14 protein-coding genes are annotated in these 15972 nt (G+C 62.1%); all 14 read left to right on the plus strand.

Annotated elements, in window-relative coordinates:
- The first annotated feature begins 549 nt into the window (after positions 1-549).
- The 14 genes from CAF74_RS24735 to CAF74_RS24795 all read left to right on the plus strand — a co-directional run bounded on the left by CAF74_RS24735 (position 550) and on the right by CAF74_RS24795 (position 15960).
- On the plus strand, positions 550-2172 hold the full coding sequence (locus CAF74_RS24735; RefSeq protein WP_039769604.1) for a methyl-accepting chemotaxis protein: 1623 nt from the start codon (positions 550-552) through the stop codon (positions 2170-2172).
- The gene (locus CAF74_RS24740; RefSeq protein ID WP_085748077.1) at positions 2172-2708 is read left to right on the plus strand and encodes a chemotaxis protein CheW; all 537 of its coding nucleotides are present in this window, start codon (positions 2172-2174) and stop codon (positions 2706-2708) included. Before CAF74_RS24735 ends, CAF74_RS24740 begins: the two co-directional genes overlap by 1 nt.
- The gene (locus tag CAF74_RS24745) at positions 2705-3982 is read left to right on the plus strand and encodes a protein-glutamate O-methyltransferase CheR (RefSeq protein WP_085748078.1); all 1278 of its coding nucleotides are present in this window, start codon (positions 2705-2707) and stop codon (positions 3980-3982) included. The genes CAF74_RS24740 and CAF74_RS24745 overlap by 4 nt, the downstream gene beginning before the upstream one ends.
- A complete protein-coding gene (locus tag CAF74_RS24750) occupies positions 3979-4662 on the plus strand; it encodes a chemotaxis protein CheW (protein ID WP_085748079.1) in 684 nt (227 codons plus the stop codon). The genes CAF74_RS24745 and CAF74_RS24750 overlap by 4 nt, the downstream gene beginning before the upstream one ends.
- Positions 4659-6953: a hybrid sensor histidine kinase/response regulator gene (locus CAF74_RS24755; RefSeq protein WP_085748080.1), complete on the plus strand. Its 2295-nt coding sequence runs from the start codon at positions 4659-4661 to the stop codon at positions 6951-6953. The genes CAF74_RS24750 and CAF74_RS24755 overlap by 4 nt, the downstream gene beginning before the upstream one ends.
- Positions 6950-7960, plus strand: a complete 1011-nt coding sequence (locus CAF74_RS24760; RefSeq protein WP_085748081.1) for a chemotaxis response regulator protein-glutamate methylesterase — start codon at positions 6950-6952, stop codon at positions 7958-7960. Before CAF74_RS24755 ends, CAF74_RS24760 begins: the two co-directional genes overlap by 4 nt.
- Positions 7961-8008: 48 nt before the next feature.
- A complete protein-coding gene (locus CAF74_RS24765) occupies positions 8009-9010 on the plus strand; it encodes a PleD family two-component system response regulator (protein ID WP_011332645.1) in 1002 nt (333 codons plus the stop codon).
- 106 nt (positions 9011-9116) lie between these two features.
- Positions 9117-10212, plus strand: a protein-coding gene (gene prfB / locus CAF74_RS29115) for a peptide chain release factor 2 (RefSeq protein WP_102621447.1) whose coding sequence is annotated in 2 segments (ribosomal slippage) — positions 9117-9188 and positions 9190-10212 — 1095 coding nt in all. Because the reading frame shifts where the segments join, the coding sequence is not laid out codon by codon here.
- Positions 10213-10327: 115 nt separating this feature from the next.
- Positions 10328-11827 carry a lysine--tRNA ligase gene (gene lysS, locus CAF74_RS24770; RefSeq protein ID WP_085748082.1) on the plus strand — a complete coding sequence of 500 codons (1500 nt, stop codon included), beginning with the start codon at positions 10328-10330 and terminating at the stop codon, positions 11825-11827.
- Between the two features lie 118 nt (positions 11828-11945).
- On the plus strand, positions 11946-12650 hold the full coding sequence (locus tag CAF74_RS24775; RefSeq protein WP_011332647.1) for a TetR/AcrR family transcriptional regulator: 705 nt from the start codon (positions 11946-11948) through the stop codon (positions 12648-12650).
- Positions 12651-12795: 145 nt separating this feature from the next.
- Complete coding sequence (locus CAF74_RS24780) at positions 12796-13350, plus strand: hypothetical protein (RefSeq protein WP_011332648.1); 555 nt, start codon at positions 12796-12798, stop codon at positions 13348-13350.
- 33 nt (positions 13351-13383) lie between these two features.
- Positions 13384-14661, plus strand: a complete 1278-nt coding sequence (locus CAF74_RS24785) for a flavohemoglobin expression-modulating QEGLA motif protein (protein ID WP_011332649.1) — start codon at positions 13384-13386, stop codon at positions 14659-14661.
- Positions 14662-14719: 58 nt separating this feature from the next.
- Positions 14720-15634, plus strand: a complete 915-nt coding sequence (locus tag CAF74_RS24790; protein WP_085748083.1) for an alpha/beta hydrolase — start codon at positions 14720-14722, stop codon at positions 15632-15634.
- Positions 15631-15960, plus strand: coding sequence for a hypothetical protein (locus CAF74_RS24795; protein WP_085748084.1), 330 nt, complete (start codon positions 15631-15633; stop codon positions 15958-15960). The genes CAF74_RS24790 and CAF74_RS24795 overlap by 4 nt, the downstream gene beginning before the upstream one ends.
- Positions 15961-15972: the final 12 nt, after the last annotated feature.

Below are 15972 nucleotides of genomic sequence, written 5' to 3' on the forward strand. Positions count from 1 at the left end.
CGACATGTACGCTGGTGTTGCCATGGGAGGTGCTCCTTGCGGATAAAGTTAGGGTGCCCGGGAGGCGAAATCGCCCGGTGGGTGGCTGACTGTTATCAAGGAGCGTGCCAGCTTTTGGTGCGTCCCCGGGAGCCGGGGACTTCACCGCTCTGGCTCGCGGGCTTGGGCGTTTTTTGAACAGCGATGAAGGCAAAAGTGCGCAACTTCTTGCGCAGTACTGCGCAAGAAGTTGCGCACTCGGCTACAGGCGACGGTAACCGGGGGCTGTAGCGAAATCAGGCGGCGATTTCGCGAAACAAGTGCGCAAGAAGTTGCGCACAATGGCACATGGCTACCGTGCCTGCAGATCATCTAAACCCGAAATGGCTAATCCATCGCCCCTTTTTGCCATTGCGTCACTGGCACGCCACCCTCCGATTCCTTGAAAGTCCCTGTCCAGAGCCCACCCCGTTTAATACCGGAAGGCCAGAGCGCGGCAAACCGTCTTATAAATGAAACACCGCCCTCAGCTATACTCCCCCGCATTTCGACCCGCCCCGAGGACTGACTGTGAAGAACTGGACGTTGCGCCAACGCATTTTGGCGAGCTTTGCGGTGATTATCGCCATCATGCTGCTTATGGTGGTCGTCTCGTATTCGCGGCTGCTGAAGATCGAAGCCAGTGAAAACAGCGTGCGTGACGACGCGATTCCCGGCGTCTATTACAGCTCGATGATTCGTGGCGCGTGGGTCGACAGTTACCTGCAGACCCAGGAACTGCTGGGCCTCAAGGAGGGGCAGGGCGTCAGCAGTGAAGATGCGGCCGATTACAAGGCTTTCGAATCCCGGCTTCAGGAACAGATGGCCAATTACCGTGGCACGGTGGTGACGGACGAGGACAAGCTCGAATTCGCGGCGTTCGAGAAATATCACGACGCCTATCTGAAAATTCAGGATGCGGTGCTCGATCTGCACAAACGCAATCTGGAAGCCGACGCCGTCAAGCTGTTCCACGAACAACTGACTCCGACCTGGTACTCGGGCCGGATGAAGCTCAACGACATCATTGGCGAGAACAAGAAAGTCGCTGACAAGGCCATGGCCAACATTGATGAGGCCGTGGCGGCGGCCAAGGTCAGCATGTTCGTCTCGCTGCTGGTGGCCGTGCTGGCCGCCGGGTTCTGCGGTCTGCTGCTGATGCGCGCGATCATGGCGCCGATGAACCGCATCGTGCAGATCCTCGACATCATGCGCACCGGCGATCTGAGCAGCCGCTTGAACCTCGACCGCAAGGACGAGTTCGGTGCCGTGGAAACTGGCTTCAACGACATGATGACCGAGCTCACTTCGCTGGTGTCCCAGGCCCAGCGCTCGTCGGTGCAGGTCACCACCTCGGTGACCGAGATTGCGGCCACTTCCAAACAACAGCAAGCCACCGCCACCGAAACCGCTGCGACCACCACTGAAATCGGCGCGACGTCTCGCGAGATCGCGGCGACCTCTCGCGACCTTGTACGCACGATGACTGAAGTCTCCACCGCCGCCGATCAGGCCTCGGTGCTGGCCGGTTCCGGGCAGCAAGGTTTGGCGCGCATGGAAGACACCATGCATTCGGTGATGGGCGCAGCGGATCTGGTGAACGCCAAACTGGCGATCCTCAACGAGAAGGCCGGCAACATCAATCAGGTGGTCGTCACCATCGTCAAGGTCGCCGACCAGACCAACCTGCTGTCCCTGAACGCCGCGATTGAAGCGGAGAAGGCTGGTGAATATGGCCGTGGTTTCGCGGTGGTCGCCACTGAAGTGCGGCGTCTGGCGGATCAGACGGCTGTCGCCACGTATGACATCGAGCAGATGGTCCGCGAGATCCAGTCGGCGGTGTCCGCCGGGGTGATGGGCATGGACAAGTTCTCCGAGGAAGTGCGTCGCGGCATGGCCGAAGTGCAGCAGGTCGGCGAGCAGCTGTCGCAGATCATCCATCAAGTGCAGGCGCTGGCGCCGCGGGTGTTGATGGTCAACGAGGGCATGCAGGCTCAGGCCACCGGCGCCGAGCAGATCAACCACGCGCTGGTGCAGCTGGGTGATGCCAGCAGCCAGACGGTCGAGTCGTTGCGTCAGGCCAGTTTCGCCATTGACGAACTGAGCCAGGTGGCCGTGGGCCTGCGCAGCGGCGTTTCGCGATTCAAAGTCTGATGAGCGAAATCACCGCCAAACGCAGCGCTGCACCGGTGGCGAAGCAGGCGTTGTTCCTGCTGTTTCGCATCGGCAGCGAACGCTACGCCTTGCGCGCTACGGAAGTGGCCGAAGTGCTGCCGCGCCTGCCGTTGAAGCCGATTGCACGGGCGCCGCACTGGGTGGCGGGGGTGTTCGCCTATCGCGGCACGGTGGTGCCGGTGATCGACCTCAGTGCCCTGACGTTCGGCCATCCTGCGGAAGCGCGCACCAGCACGCGTCTGGTGCTGGTGCATTACCGCGCGGACGACTCGCAACCCTCGCAATGGCTGGGGCTGATCCTCGAACAGGCCACCGATACCCTGCGCTGCAACCCGGATGATTTTCAGCCGTACGGCCTCGACAATCGTCAGGCGCCGTACCTCGGCCCGGTGCGTGAAGACGCGCAAGGGCTGGTGCAGTGGGTGCGGGTCAACGACTTGCTCGACGAGTCGGTGCGTACACTGCTGTTCCCGACACCGCCGCTGGATCCGGCGCGGCTTGAGGAGCAGCCATGAGCAGCGACCAGCGCTTCTTCGACTTCCTCAAGGAACGCATCGGCCTCGATGTCGCCTCGGTCGGGCCGGCGATCATCGAACGGGCTGTGCGCCAGCGCATCACCCTGTCGCAAACGGTGAATGCCAATGAGTACTGGCAGACCCTGCAAGGCTCGCGGGATGAACAGCAGGCGCTGATCGAAGCGGTGATCGTCCCCGAGACCTGGTTTTTCCGTTACCCGGAATCCTTCGCCACCCTCGGCAAACTGGCGCGCAAACGCCTGGGCGAGCTGAACAACATGCGTGCGCTGCGCATCCTCAGCCTGCCGTGTTCCACCGGGGAAGAACCCTATTCGATTGCCATGGCCTTGCTCGATGCGGGCCTCAAGCCCCATCAGTTCAAGGTCGATGGCATGGACGTCAGCCCCTTGTCGGTGGACAAGGCGCGGCGTGCGCTGTACGGCAAGAACTCGTTTCGCGGTCAGGAGCTGGACTTTCGTGAGCGGCATTTTTTCGCCGAGAACGAGGGTTATCGAGTAAATGAAATCGTCCGCGAGCAGGTTCGCTTGCATGTCGGCAACGTGCTCGATCCGTCATTGCTGGTCAACGAGCCGCCGTTCGATTTCGTGTTCTGCCGCAACCTGCTGATCTATTTCGATCAGCCGACCCAGCAGCAGGTATTCGCGGTGCTGAAGCGCCTGACCCATGTCGATGGCGTGCTGTTTATCGGCCCGGCCGAGGGTAGTCTGCTTGGGCGGTTGGGCATGCGCTCGATCGGGATTCCACAGTCCTTTGCTTTCAGCCGTCACAGCGATCCACAACCCGAACCGTTGCCGGCGCCGACCGCGATTCCGCTGCCGTTACCTGTGCGCCAACCGCTGCGCAGCACGCCACCACCGCCGGTGCGCAACCGTCCGTTTGCTGGCGTGACGCCGTTGCCCGCGACGGCTAAAAGCACCAACCCCGACGCCGCGACCTTGCTGGCCAACATCGCCGCCCTGGCCAACGAAGGCAGAAGTGCCGAGGCCCGGGCCGCGTGCGAACAGTATTTGCGCAGCCATGAGCCGGTGGCCCAGGTGTTCTACTGGCTCGGCCTGCTGAGCGATGTCGCCGGCAGCGCGCTCGAAGCCCAGGGCTTTTACCGCAAAGCGCTGTACCTCGAACCGCAACACCCCGAAGCCTTGATGCACCTGGCTGCGTTGCTGCAGGCCCAGGGCGACACGGCCGGCGCCAGACGATTGCAGGAGCGCGCCGCCCGCAGCGACCGCACCGCCGACAGTGAGCGTAAACGATGATCCCGTCCGACACCTTGAACGTCACCCACGAAGACGCCCGGGCCATCGACGATTGCTGGAACCGCATCGGCATCCACGGCGACAAGTCCTGTCCGCTGCTGGACGAGCACATCCATTGCCGCAATTGCTCGGTGTATTCCGCCGCCGCCACGCGTCTGCTCGACCGATATGCGTTGCAGCAGGACGAGCGCGACCCGGTGGCGACCCAGGTGGAAACCGAGCTGAAGACCCGTTCGCTGCTGATGTTCCGCCTCGGTGAAGAATGGCTCGGCCTGGCCACCCGCAGTCTGGTGGAGGTCGCGCCGTTGCAGGCGATTCACTCGCTGCCGCACCAGCGCTCCCGGGCCTTGCTCGGCGTGGCGAACGTGCGCGGTGCGCTGGTGGCCTGTCTGTCGCTGGTCGAACTGCTCGACCTCGACAGCAACGCGGCCCCGGTGACCGGCGCGCGGATCATGCCGCGCATGCTGATCATCTCGGCCCAGGGCGGGCCGGTGGTGGTGCCGGTCGACGAAGTCGACGGGATTCACGCCATCGACGAGCGAATTCTCGATGCCGCGTCGCGGTCTGGCGCACAGACCAGCGCCAAATACACCCGAGGCGTGCTGCCTTTCAAAGGTCGCAGCCTGCGTTGGCTGGATGAAGAACAGCTGTTGTCCGCCGTGTCCCGGAGCCTCACATGACCCCCGAGCAAATGCGCGACGCCTCCTTGCTCGAGCTGTTCAGTCTCGAAGCCGAAGCCCAGACCCAGGTGCTCAGCGCCGGGCTGCTGGCGCTGGAGCGCAACCCGACCCAGGCCGATCAGCTCGAATCGTGCATGCGTGCGGCGCACTCGTTGAAAGGCGCGGCGCGGATCGTTGGCATCGACAGCGGAGTCAGCGTCGCCCATGTGATGGAAGATTGTCTGGTCAGCGCCCAGGAAGGGCGATTGTTCCTGCGCCCCGAGCATATCGACGCGCTGTTGCAGGGCACCGATCTGTTGATGCGCATCGCCACTCCGGCCAACGGCCCTCAACCGGCGGACATCGAGGCTTACGTGGCGTTGATGGGCGGTTTGCTCGACCCGACGGCACCGACCGTGGTGCCCGCCGCTCCGAGTGCGCCACCGATGGCCGAGTTGCAGCTTCAGCCACCGCCGGGGGTTGAGCCGGCGCCGGTTGAAATTCCGGTCGAGGTTGCCGAGCCGGAACCCGCGCCTCGCAAGAGCAAACGCACCACCGAAGGTGGCGAGCGGGTGCTTCGGGTCACCGCCGAACGCCTGAACAGCCTGCTCGATCTGTCGAGCAAATCCCTGGTGGAAACCCAGCGCCTCAAGCCGCACCTGGCCACGATGCAGCGCCTCAAACGCATGCAGAACAACGGCCTGCGGGCGCTGGAAAGTCTCAACGTTCATCTCAAGGAACATGCCCTGAGCCTTGAGGCTCAAGAGGCGCTGGAAGACGCGCGTCGTTTGCTCGCCGAATCCCAGCAACTGCTGGCAGAGAAAAACGCCGAACTCGACGAGTTTGCCTGGCAGGCAAGTCAGCGCGCACAAGTGCTCTACGACACCGCGCTGGCCTGCCGCATGCGGCCGTTCGCCGATGTGCTGTCCGGGCAAGTGCGGATGGTGCGCGACCTCGGTCGCAGCCTCGGCAAACAGGTGCGGCTGGAGATCGAGGGCGAGAAGACTCAGGTCGACCGTGATGTGCTGGAAAAACTCGAAGCACCGCTCACGCACCTGCTGCGCAACGCGGTCGATCACGGCATCGAAACCCCGGAAGAACGCCTGCTCAAAGGCAAGTCCGAGGAAGGCCTGATCCGTCTGCGCGCCTCGCATCAGGCCGGTCTGCTGGTGCTGGAACTGAGCGACGACGGCAATGGTGTGGATCTGGAAAAGGTCCGCCGCAGCATCGTCGAACGTCAGTTGTCGCCCGCGGAAACCGCCGCCCAGTTGAGTGAAGAGGAACTGCTGACCTTCCTGTTTCTGCCGGGTTTCAGCCTGCGGGACAAGGTTACCGAAGTGTCGGGTCGTGGCGTCGGTCTCGATGCTGTTCAGCACATGGTCCGCCAGTTGCGCGGTGCGGTGGTGCTGGAGCAGACGGCGGGCGAGGGCAGTCGTTTCTATCTCGAAGTGCCGCTGACCCTGTCGGTGGTGCGCAGCCTGGTGGTGGAGGTCGGCGACGAGGCCTACGCCTTCCCGCTGGCGCACATCGAGCGCATGTGCGATCTGGCGCCGGAGGACATCGTGCAGGTCGAAGGGCGCCAGCATTTCTGGCACGAAGGCCGGCATGTCGGGCTCGTCGCGGCCAGTCAGTTATTGCAACGTCCGGCCAGCCAGAACAGCGGCGAGACCCTGAAAGTCGTGGTGATCCGCGAGCGCGATGCGATCTACGGCGTGGCGGTCGAGCGTTTCATCGGCGAGCGCACGCTGGTGGTGCTGCCACTGGACGAACGGCTGGGCAAGGTGCAGGACATTTCCGCCGGGGCCTTGCTCGACGATGGCTCGGTGGTGCTGATCGTCGATGTTGAAGACATGCTGCGTTCGGTGGACAAACTGCTCAATACCGGGCGTCTGGAGCGTATTGCCCGTCACGGTAATCAGGCCGCGGAAGCCGCGCGCAAACGGATTCTGGTGGTCGACGATTCGCTCACCGTGCGCGAGCTGCAACGCAAGCTGCTGCTCAATCGCGGCTACGACGTGGCCGTTGCGGTGGACGGCATGGACGGCTGGAACGCCCTGCGCTCCGAGGATTTCGATCTGTTGATCACCGACATTGACATGCCGCGCATGGACGGCATCGAACTGGTCTCGCTGCTGCGCCGCGACAACCGTCTGCAATCGCTGCCGGTGATGGTGGTGTCGTACAAGGATCGCGAGGAAGACCGCCGCCGTGGACTGGACGCCGGCGCCGACTATTATCTGGCCAAGGCCAGTTTTCATGACGACGCCCTGCTCGACGCGGTGGTTGAGCTCATCGGAGGAGCGCGGGCATGAAGATCGCAATCGTCAACGACATGCCCCTGGCGGTGGAGGCCCTGCGCCGGGCGCTGGCTTTCGAGCCGGCGCATCAGGTGGTGTGGGTCGCCAGCAACGGCGCCGAAGCGGTGCGCCTGTGCGCCGAAAACACCCCTGACCTGATCCTGATGGACCTGATCATGCCAGTGATGGATGGCGTCGAGGCCACCCGCCGGATCATGGCCGAGAGCCCGTGCGCGATCGTCATCGTCACCGTGGACCGCCAGCAGAACGTGCACCGGGTGTTCGAAGCCATGGGCCACGGCGCGCTGGATGTGGTCGATACCCCGGCCATCGGCGGCGGCAATCCTCAGGAAGCGGCGGCGCCACTGCTGCGCAAAATCCTCAATATCGGCTGGCTGATCGGCGAGAAAACCGCCCGCTCACGCCCGGCACCTGCGACACCACGCAGTACCGCCTCGCGCCAGCGGCTGGTGGCGATCGGCTCTTCGGCCGGTGGCCCGGCGGCGCTGGAAGTCTTGCTCAAAGGCCTGCCGCGCCACTTTTCGGCGGCCATCGTGCTGGTGCAGCATGTCGACCAGGTGTTTGCCGCCGGCATGGCTGAATGGCTGGCCAGCGCCAGCGGCCTGGACGTGCGTCTGGCCCGCGAAGGCGAGCCGCCGCAGGCCGGCGCGGTGCTGCTGGCCGGCACCAACCACCATATTCGTTTGCTCAAGAACGGCACGCTGGCCTACACCGCCGAGCCGGTCAACGAGATCTACCGCCCCTCGATCGACGTGTTTTTCGAAAGCGTCGCCAGTTACTGGAACGGTGACGCAGTAGGGGTTTTATTGACAGGGATGGGACGCGACGGGGCGCAAGGGCTTAAGCTCATGCGTCAACAGGGCTATCTGACCATCGCGCAGGATCAGCAAAGCAGTGCGGTGTACGGCATGCCCAAGGCTGCCGCAGCCATCGACGCGGCCGTAGAAATCCGTCCACTGGAAAAGATAGCGCCACGATTGCTGGAGATTTTCCCCAAATGAACACATCCATCCGCAATCCTGGCCCCCGCAGCACTCAGGTGACCGCCCATGAATGACTTACAGATCGATGACATCAAAACCGACGAGAACGCCGCCATGGTGTTGTTGGTGGACGATCAGGCGATGATCGGCGAAGCCGTGCGCCGTGGGCTGTCGAATGAGGAGAACATCGACTTCCACTTCTGCTCCGACCCGCATCTTGCCGTGGCACATGCGGTGCGGATCAAGCCGACCGTGATCCTGCAGGATCTGGTGATGCCCGGCCTCGACGGCCTGAGTCTGGTGCGCGAATACCGCAATCACCCGGCGACCAAGGACATTCCGATCATCGTTCTGTCGACCAAGGAAGACCCGCTGATCAAGAGCGCGGCGTTCTCCGCCGGGGCCAACGATTACCTGGTGAAACTGCCGGACAACATCGAGCTGGTGGCGCGCATCCGCTATCACTCGCGCTCCTACATGACGTTGCTGCAACGGGACGCGGCCTATCGCGCGTTGCGGGTCAGCCAGCAGCAATTGCTCGACACCAACCTCGTCCTGCAACGGCTGATGAACTCCGACGGCCTGACCGGGCTGTCCAACCGCCGGCACTTCGACGAATACCTGGAACTGGAATGGCGTCGTTCGTTGCGCGACCAGAGCCAGTTGTCGTTGCTGATGATCGACGTCGATTACTTCAAGTCCTACAACGACACCTTCGGCCACGTTGAAGGTGACGAGGCCTTGCGCAAGGTCGCCACGGCAATCCGCGAGGCCAGTGCCCGGCCGTCCGATCTGCCGGCGCGTTATGGCGGCGAAGAATTTGCGCTGGTGCTGCCGAACACTTCGCCTGGCGGGGCCCGACTGGTGGCGGAAAAGCTGCGCCAGACGGTCGCGGCGCTGAAGATTCCGCACAATGCCCCAGCCGAAGGCTCGAGCCTGACCATCAGCATCGGCCTGGCGACCATGGTGCCGGAGTCGGGCAGCGACTGCCGGTTGCTGATCTCGGCGGCGGACCGTGGCCTGTACCTGGCCAAGAACAACGGGCGCAATCAGGTGGGGATCGAATGAACCATCGGGTTCATTCGCCTCAAGAGCCGCCAGACGGGCTGCCGTGACAGCTTGATTACGTTATACTCGCCGGCTTTCAAAAGTTCGCCAACGAGTGCTGCCCGTCATGGAAATCAACCCGATCCTGAACACCATCAAGGACCTGTCCGAGCGCTCCGAAACTATTCGGGGGTATCTTTGACTACGATCAAAAGCATGAGCGTCTGATCGAAGTCAATCGCGAGCTTGAAGATCCTGCAGTCTGGAACAAACCTGAATACGCCCAGGAACTGGGCCGCGAGCGCGCTGCGCTGGCGCAGATCGTCGATACCCTCGACGAACTGAACGGTGGCCTGGCCGATTGCCGCGAGCTGCTGGACATGGCCGTTGAAGAGAACGACGAGGGCGCGGTCAACGACGTCGTCGAAGTCCTTCAAGGTCTCGAAGAGTCCCTGTCCAAGCTCGAATTCCGCCGTATGTTCAGCCACGAGATGGACCCGAACAACGCCTACCTGGACATCCAGGCCGGTTCCGGCGGCACCGAAGCCCAGGACTGGGCCAACATCCTGCTGCGCATGTACCTGCGCTGGGCCGACAAACGCGGTTTCGACGCGACCATCATGGAGCTGTCGGCCGGTGAAGTCGCCGGGATCAAGGGTGCGACCGTGCACATCAAGGGCGAATACGCCTTTGGCTGGCTGCGTACCGAGATCGGCGTGCACCGTCTGGTGCGCAAGAGCCCGTTCGACTCCGGCAACCGTCGCCATACCTCGTTCTCCGCGGTTTTCGTCTCGCCAGAGATCGACGACAAGGTGGAAATCGAAATCAACCCGGCAGACCTGCGGATCGACACCTATCGTTCCTCCGGTGCCGGTGGTCAGCACGTAAACACCACCGACTCGGCCGTACGTATCACCCACGTACCGACCAACACCGTGGTGAGCTGCCAGAACGAACGTTCCCAGCACGCCAACAAGGACACCGCCATGAAAATGCTGCGGGCCAAGTTGTACGAGCAGGAAATGCAGAAGCGCAACGCGGCGTCCCAGGCGCTGGAAGACACCAAGTCGGATATCGGCTGGGGTCACCAGATCCGTTCGTACGTGCTCGATGCGTCGCGGATCAAGGATCTGCGCACCAACATCGAACGCAGTGACTGCGACAAGGTGCTCGACGGCGACATCGACGAATACCTGGAAGCCAGCCTGAAATCGGGCCTGTAAGAAACGCAATACAGGATCGGCTGATTCAACTCGATCTCTGTAGGAGCCAGCCTGCTGGCGATCCCCGGGCCGAAAGGCCCGGGGGCAACGAACCTGTGATGGAATATTTAAAGACATGAGCGACCAACAACTCGACCAGGCCCTGCAACAGGAAGAAAACTCCCTGATCGCCCTGCGCAAGGAAAAGCTTGCTGCCGAGCGCGCCAAGGGCAATGCCTTCCCGAACGACTTCCGCCGCGAAAACTACTGCGAAGCACTGCAGAAACAGTACGCGGACAAGACCAAGGAAGAGCTGGCAGAGGCGGCGATCCCGGTCAAGGTTGCAGGTCGCATCATGCTCAACCGTGGCTCGTTCATGGTGATCCAGGACATGACCGGTCGCATCCAGGTCTACGTCAACCGCAAGACCCTGTCCGAAGAAACCCTGGCCGCGGTGAAAACCTGGGACATGGGTGACATCATCGCCGCCGAAGGCACCCTGGCCCGTTCCGGCAAGGGCGACCTGTACGTCGAGATGACCAGCGTGCGCCTGCTGACCAAATCCCTGCGCCCGCTGCCGGACAAGCACCACGGCCTGACCGACACCGAACAGCGTTACCGTCAGCGCTACGTTGACCTGATCGTCAACGAAGACGTGCGTCAGACCTTCCGCGTCCGTTCGCAAGTAATCGCGCACATCCGCAGCTTCCTGATGAAGCGCGACTTCCTCGAAGTCGAAACGCCGATGCTGCAGACCATTCCTGGCGGCGCCGCGGCCAAGCCGTTCGAAACCCACCACAACGCGCTGGACATGGAAATGTTCCTGCGTATCGCGCCAGAGCTGTACCTCAAGCGTCTGGTGGTTGGTGGCTTCGAAAAAGTGTTCGAGATCAACCGCAACTTCCGTAACGAAGGCGTTTCGACTCGTCACAACCCTGAATTCACCATGTTGGAGTTCTACCAGGCTTACGCCGACTACGAAGACAACATGGACCTGACCGAAGAACTGTTCCGTGAACTGGCGCAGTTGGTTCTGGGCAGCACTGACGTGCCGTACGGCGACAAGGTGTTCCACTTCGGCGAGCCGTTCGTACGCCTGTCGGTGTTCGACTCGATCCTCAAGTACAACCCCGAGCTGACCGCCGATGACCTGAACGACATCGACAAGGCGCGCGCCATCGCCAAGAAGGCCGGCGCCAAGGTGCTGGGTTTCGAAGGTCTGGGCAAGCTGCAGGTGATGATTTTCGAAGAGCTGGTCGAGCACAAGCTGGAACAGCCGCACTTCATTACCCAGTATCCGTTCGAAGTGTCGCCGCTGGCCCGTCGCAACGACGACAACCCGAACGTCACCGACCGCTTCGAGCTGTTCATCGGCGGCCGTGAAATCGCCAACGCCTACTCCGAGCTGAACGACGCGGAAGACCAGGCCGAGCGCTTCATGGCGCAGGTGGCCGACAAGGACGCCGGCGACGACGAAGCCATGCACTACGACGCCGACTTCGTTCGTGCGCTGGAGTACGGCATGCCGCCAACGGCCGGCGAAGGTATCGGCATCGACCGTCTGGTGATGCTGCTGACCAACTCCCCGTCGATCCGCGACGTGATCCTGTTCCCGCACATGCGGCCACAAGCGTAAGTGTTTCAATAAAAAAGCCGCCTGAAATGGGCGGCTTTTTATTGCCTGTCTGGTACAAACGTATCAAATGGTTAATTTTGAAGAAAACAACAGAGGTATGCCTGTCGTGATCGGTGCAATGGCTCAAGAGGGTGCAGCGGGAATCGCCACTGCGGTCGCTGAAAGTGTTCAGTACCAGGGCCGCAAGGCCAGCCGGCAGGGCAGTGAACAGCGTCGACAGGACATTCTCGATGCGGCGATGCGCATTGTCGTACGCGACGGCGTACGCGCCGTGCGTCACCGTGCGGTGGCGGCCGAGGCCGGTGTGCCGCTGTCGGCCACCACGTATTACTTCAAGGACATCGATGACCTGCTCACCGATACCTTCGCCCAGTACGTCGAACGCAGTGCGGCCTACATGGCCAAGCTGTGGATCAACAACGAAGGCCTGCTGCGCGAAATGGTGGTCAGCGGTGACGGCAGCCCGGAGTCGCGCTCACAACTGGCCGACGATATCGCGCGGTTGATGGCTGATTACGTGCATCGGCAACTGGTCAACCGTCGCGAGCATTTGATGGCCGAGCAGGCGTTCCGTCAGGAGGCGCTGCTCAACCCGCGTCTGGCGGAATTGGTGCGTTCCCATCAGCAGATTCTGTTGCAGGGCACCTGCCAGTTGTTCCAGGTATTGGGCTCGCGCGAGCCGCAGCAGGATGCCAAGGTGTTGACGGCGATTATCGGACGGATGGAATATCAGGGCCTGCTCAACGACGCCGAGCCTTTGGCTGAAGAGGACATGCTCGGCATTCTGACGCGCTATATGCACCTGGTACTCGCGTCGGTGTAATTCTCGACCCTGATCGTTCCCTCGCTCTGCGTGGGAATGCCGCCATGGACGCTCCGCGTCCACTGTGACGCAGAACGTCACTGTATGCATTCCCACGCAGAGCGTAGGAACGATCAGAAGAAACGGGTGTTCAAGGGAGTGTCGAATGAAAGCCTGGCGTGGCGTGCTGATCGCCTTGTCGTTCCTGCTGCTCAGCGGTTGTCTGGTGACCTTCCGCGAGCCGCTGCCCGCCAGTGAACCGGCGCCCAAGGGCTTGCTCGGCAAATGGTCGAGCACCAATGCCTGGGGCGAGCCGATGAATCTGGAGCTGACGCGCCTGGGCAACGATCGCTATCAGGCGGTTGCGTACTTCAAGGCCAAACCCCGCGAGCGTGAAGCCTATCCGTTCACGGTGTCGCGCCACGGCAACCGCTGGTATCTGTCGGCGAAGGTGCCGGCGCAATACGGCGGGCACTTCACCATCGCCGGCTTCGAGATCACCGACAAGCGCGAACTGGTGATCTACAACCTCGACCTCGAACAGATCAACCAGGCCATCGCCCAGAAGACCCTCGACGGCCAGGGCTTCCAGACCGATGACGGCGAGGGCGTGCAGGTCGACAGCCCGCTTGAAAAGGTCTTTGCTTACCTCGACGACCCGGCCAATTCCGACGTTTTCGTCGAAGCGGCGCGCTATCAGCATCAGGCCAAAGCCAAATAATTCAGTTCGTCACGTTTTCTACAGGAGTTTCGGGTGGACGATTACCAGCAGACGATACGCATTCTGTCCGATCGCATAGTGCTGGCGCAGACGCCGATCCGCGTGCTCGACGCGGTCAAGTGGGACGAGAACATCCGCAAGGGTTTCCTCAAGGCCAAGGGCAAGGAATTGCCGGCGGTGGATCGCGACTACTACCTCAACCGGCCGCTGTCCTTTGATTCGAGCAAGGTCAAGCTGGAGTTCCAGAACATCGAGCGGGATATCACCCGCCAGCTCGGCCAGTTCAACCCGGTTGGCCAGATCATGCGCCGCATGTGCAAGGAATACCGAATGGTGGTACGCATGCTCGAAGCGCGCGGCACCGAGGATTTCGGCCTGATTTCCCAGGAACTGTACGGCGCCGCGTCCGACGCGTTCCACGCCGGTGACCCGACCCTGGCCGACCTCGGCCTGATGATGTCGGACTATCTGAACAACATCGATGGGCGTGGCGACCTGAAGGACGAACCGAAGACCCTTACCGCCAAGGACGCCGTTCACCTGTTGCAAACCCGCCTGAACAAGGTGTTCGGCGAGGCTGAAGAAACCATCCGCGTGTTCGAGTCCGACGGTATCGTCGCCGATGCGGCGGCGGGTGCCGACTACATCAAGATCCGCACCGACGCGATGTTCAACGACCGCGACGTGCGCGCGCTGGAAGTCCACGAAGGCCTGGTGCACGTCGGCACCACGCTCAACGGCTTGAACCAGCCGATCTGCACCTTCCTGTCCAAGGGCCCGCCCTCGTCGACGGTGACTCAGGAAGGTCTGGCGATCCTGATGGAAATCATCACCTTCGCCTCCTACCCGAGCCGCCTGCGCAAACTGACCAACCGCACCCGCGCCATTCACATGGTCGAGGAGGGCGCGGACTTCCTGCAGATTTTCGAGTTCTTCCGCGAGCAGGGCTTCGAGATGGCGGAAAGCTACGGCAACGCCAGTCGGGTTTTCCGTGGCTCGACGCCGACCGGTCTGCCATTCACCAAAGACTTGTCCTACCTCAAGGGCTTCATCATGGTTTACAACTACATTCAGTTGGCCGTGCGCAAGGGCAAGCTCGAGCAGATCCCGTTGCTGTTCTGCGGCAAGACTACGCTGGAGGACATGCGAACCCTGCGTCAGCTGGTGGACGAAGGCCTGGTGGTGCCGCCCAAGTACCTGCCGGACCAGTTCCGCGACATGAACGCGCTGTCGGCGTGGATGTGCTTCTCCAACTTCCTCAACCACTTGAGCCTGGACCGGATCGAGGCCGATTACTCCAACATCCTGTAGGCCCATTGATCATTCCCGCGCTGCGCGCGGGAATCCGAACCCTGCGAGGTTTCACCGGATGAGAATCCTCGGCATCCTTTGCCTGCTCCTGACCCTCGGCGGTTGCAGCTCCTTGCTGTTCTACCCCGAACCGGGTCAGATCTTCACCCCGGAAAAGGCCAAACTCGAATACCGCACCGTCACCCTGACCACCGCCGACGGCCTCAAGCTGAATGCCTGGTGGCTGCCGGCCAAACCCGGGGTCGAGGTCAAGGGTACGGTCCTGCACCTGCACGGCAACGGCGGGAATCTGCCGATGCACCTGGGCGGAAGCTGGTGGTTGCCGAAAAACGGCTATCAAGTGCTGCTGGTGGACTATCGCGGTTACGGCTTGTCCGAGGGCGAACCGAGCCTGCCGGCGATCTATCAGGACATCGATGCCGCCTTCGCCTGGCTGGACAAGGCGCCTGAGGTCAAAGGCAAACCGCTGGTGCTGCTGGGCCAGAGTCTCGGCGGCGCGATGGCGGTGCATTGGCTGGTGCAACATCCGGAAAGACAAAAACAGCTCAAGGCGCTGGTACTCGACGGCGTGCCCGCCAGTTACCGCAGCGTCGGCCAATACGCCCTCAGCACCTCTTGGCTGACATGGCCGTTTCAGGTGCCGCTGTCGTGGCTGGTGCCGGATGGCGACAGTGCGATCAACGCGATGCCGCAGCTCAACGGCGTGCCGAAACTGATCTTCCACAGCCTCGACGATCCGCTGGTGCCCCTTTCCAACGGCATCCGTCTGTATCAAGCTGCGCCGCCACCGCGCGTGCTGCAACTGACTCGTGGCGGCCATGTGCAGACCTTCGGCGATCCGGTCTGGCGTCAGGTGATGCTGCGTTACCTCGACGACCCCGAACACTTCAACGGCCTGCGCCGCCTCGGCGAGATCCCGAATTATCCGACACCCCCGAATTCTGAAGACGAACCACCAGAGAGTCCGCAATGAGTGAAGAACGTAACGCCATCCCGCTGATCATCACCGGCATCTGCAGCATCCTCGGCACCGTCGGTGCCCTGTGGTACTACGGCTACCTGCACTTCGCCAAACCCGAGGATGCGTTGCTGCTCAACGAATTCACCATGCTCAAGACCGTTCCCGGCGAAGACTACAAAGTTTCCCTGACCCCGGCGCCGCAAGTGGCGCAGTGCATCGATGGCGTGCTGGTGCTGTTCGACACCGAACAGAAAGGCCTGACCGGGGTGCTGGTCAACAGTCAGAAAAAGGCTGTGCGCTGCATGGGCCAAGAGACGCCGCAGAAGCTCGAAGAGTAAATGTGCGACGGA

Source organism: Pseudomonas sp. R45(2017) (assembly GCF_002112305.1).
In the GTDB taxonomy this organism is placed as follows: domain Bacteria; phylum Pseudomonadota; class Gammaproteobacteria; order Pseudomonadales; family Pseudomonadaceae; genus Aquipseudomonas; species Aquipseudomonas paraglycinae.

Excerpts from the sequence above, each read along its gene's own strand:
- CAF74_RS24740 (WP_085748077.1), top strand. The coding sequence starts at position 2,172 with ATGAGCGAAATCACCGCCAAACGCAGCGCTGCACCGGTGGCGAAGCAG.
- CAF74_RS24745 (WP_085748078.1), top strand. The coding sequence starts at position 2,705 with ATGAGCAGCGACCAGCGCTTCTTCGACTTCCTCAAGGAACGCATCGGC.
- CAF74_RS24750 (WP_085748079.1), top strand. The coding sequence starts at position 3,979 with ATGATCCCGTCCGACACCTTGAACGTCACCCACGAAGACGCCCGGGCC.
- CAF74_RS24755 (WP_085748080.1), top strand. The coding sequence starts at position 4,659 with ATGACCCCCGAGCAAATGCGCGACGCCTCCTTGCTCGAGCTGTTCAGT.
- CAF74_RS24760 (WP_085748081.1), top strand. The coding sequence starts at position 6,950 with ATGAAGATCGCAATCGTCAACGACATGCCCCTGGCGGTGGAGGCCCTG.
- CAF74_RS24765 (WP_011332645.1), top strand. The coding sequence starts at position 8,009 with ATGAATGACTTACAGATCGATGACATCAAAACCGACGAGAACGCCGCC.
- lysS (WP_085748082.1), top strand. The coding sequence starts at position 10,328 with ATGAGCGACCAACAACTCGACCAGGCCCTGCAACAGGAAGAAAACTCC.
- CAF74_RS24775 (WP_011332647.1), top strand. The coding sequence starts at position 11,946 with ATGGCTCAAGAGGGTGCAGCGGGAATCGCCACTGCGGTCGCTGAAAGT.
- CAF74_RS24780 (WP_011332648.1), top strand. The coding sequence starts at position 12,796 with ATGAAAGCCTGGCGTGGCGTGCTGATCGCCTTGTCGTTCCTGCTGCTC.
- CAF74_RS24790 (WP_085748083.1), top strand. The coding sequence starts at position 14,720 with ATGAGAATCCTCGGCATCCTTTGCCTGCTCCTGACCCTCGGCGGTTGC.
- CAF74_RS24795 (WP_085748084.1), top strand. The coding sequence starts at position 15,631 with ATGAGTGAAGAACGTAACGCCATCCCGCTGATCATCACCGGCATCTGC.